Source organism: Bacillus sp. 05T31 (assembly GCF_056396725.1).
In genome coordinates, this window is record NZ_JBFTMA010000871.1 from 1 (window position 1) to 1538 (window position 1538).

A 1538-nucleotide genomic window follows, 5' to 3' on the forward strand; every position below is an offset into this window, starting at 1 on the left:
TTGTTACTGAAAGGAAATGAGATAATAGATGGAATTGTAATTTTTCAAGGATGGTTATTTATCGCGAAATTGCTATATTTAATGTGCATTTTAATAGTGGCAGCATTGGTCACTAAAAAAGTAAACGAAAACCTATTCGCTAATGAATAAAAGAAAATGCCACCTTATTCGGTGACACTTTCTTATTTTATTGAATGAGCTTTTTGCATCTTTTTAATTAAACGAATTTGTCCGCGATGATTGATTTCATCTTCAAATACGTGAAACCATTTAAAGTAGTTATTTGCTGGTTTGTCATACCAAAAGTCTGTCGTTTTAAATAGCCATTCATCAGGTAACGACTGAAAAGTTTCAATCGTTTTGGAGCGTACTTCTTGTAATGTATTTATGTGAAATTCTATAGAGTTCCCTTTTATTTTTTCACGTCCAAGATTCCCTAACGCTACGCCAGGTAACCACCGTTCCAGTTCGGCATCTGTTGGTTCACGGTCTTCAAAAGTATGAATTTGGTAGTAACATTCAACAGCGGCCATATGATACAATAGCATGCCAATGGAGTTTGCCTCATCATCATATAAATAATCAAGTTCTTCAATTGTTAAGTCTTCCACCGCTTGCATTGTTGTATAACGAGCGTAATTCATCATGGAAACAAGTTTTGAAAATTCAGGCTGTAAACCATCTATTTTATCAATTACAAAATTCAATTTAAATTCCCCCTCTTTAAACGAATACTCCAGAGAAGGAATTCTATGTGCAGAGAAAAACTCCTGTTAAAAAAGTTCATAATTTTTAACAAGGGATAACGATTAGCTCTCTATTTGCTTTTGTAATAACTTCATATCCGTCTTTTGTAATGACGATATCATCTTCAATTCTACAACCACCCCAGTTTGGTATATAAATACCTGGTTCAATTGTAACAACCATACCTTCTTCTAAAGTAGCCTTACTTTCTTGCGATAGGCGAAGAGGTTCATGAATTTCTAACCCAAGCCCATGACCAGTAGAATGACCAAAATATTGACCGTATCCATGTTCTGTAATGTAATCTCTCGTTATATCATCGATACTTTTCGCAGTTTCTCCAGGTTTAATTGCTTCAGTTCCACGCTTCAATGCTTCTAATACAACATTATATATTTTTTTGAATTCTTCCGATGGTTCGCCGATTGCGACAGTACGTGTTAAATCGGAACAATACCCGTTATAAAGTGCACCAAAATCTAATGTAACGATATCGCCGTGCTCGATTATTTTATTCGATGCAACGCCATGAGGAAGGGAAGAACGAACGCCAGAAGCTACAATAATTTGAAACGATGAGGATGTAGCCCCTTTTTTTCGCATGAAAAATTCTAATTCATCTCGGACATCAGTCTCACTTATTCCTGGCTTTAGAAACTGAAGGATGTGGTGAAATGCTTCGTCCGCAATAGTAGCCGCAAATTTCATTGTTTCTATTTCGGGCGTGTCTTTAATAATACGAATATCTTCGATGATTTCGCACACYTGMACCATTTCCGCATGTATGTATT

General features: G+C 35.8%; 3 protein-coding genes. 1 reads left to right on the top strand and 2 read right to left on the bottom strand.

Annotation, left to right across the window (positions count from 1 at the left end):
* A partial coding sequence (locus AC1DJR_RS29390) for a YoqO family protein (RefSeq protein WP_477004189.1) occupies window positions 1–150 on the top strand: 150 nt, incomplete at its 5' end.
* A gap of 32 nt (window positions 151–182) precedes the next feature.
* Here AC1DJR_RS29390 and AC1DJR_RS29395 read toward each other — a convergent pair.
* A complete protein-coding gene (locus AC1DJR_RS29395) occupies window positions 183–707 on the bottom strand; it encodes a DinB family protein (protein ID WP_477004187.1) in 525 nt (174 codons plus the stop codon).
* An 85-nt stretch (window positions 708–792) separates the two neighbouring features.
* Window positions 793–1538, bottom strand: a 746-nt coding sequence (locus AC1DJR_RS29400) for a M24 family metallopeptidase (protein ID WP_477004188.1), incomplete at its 5' end; no start/stop codon positions are given.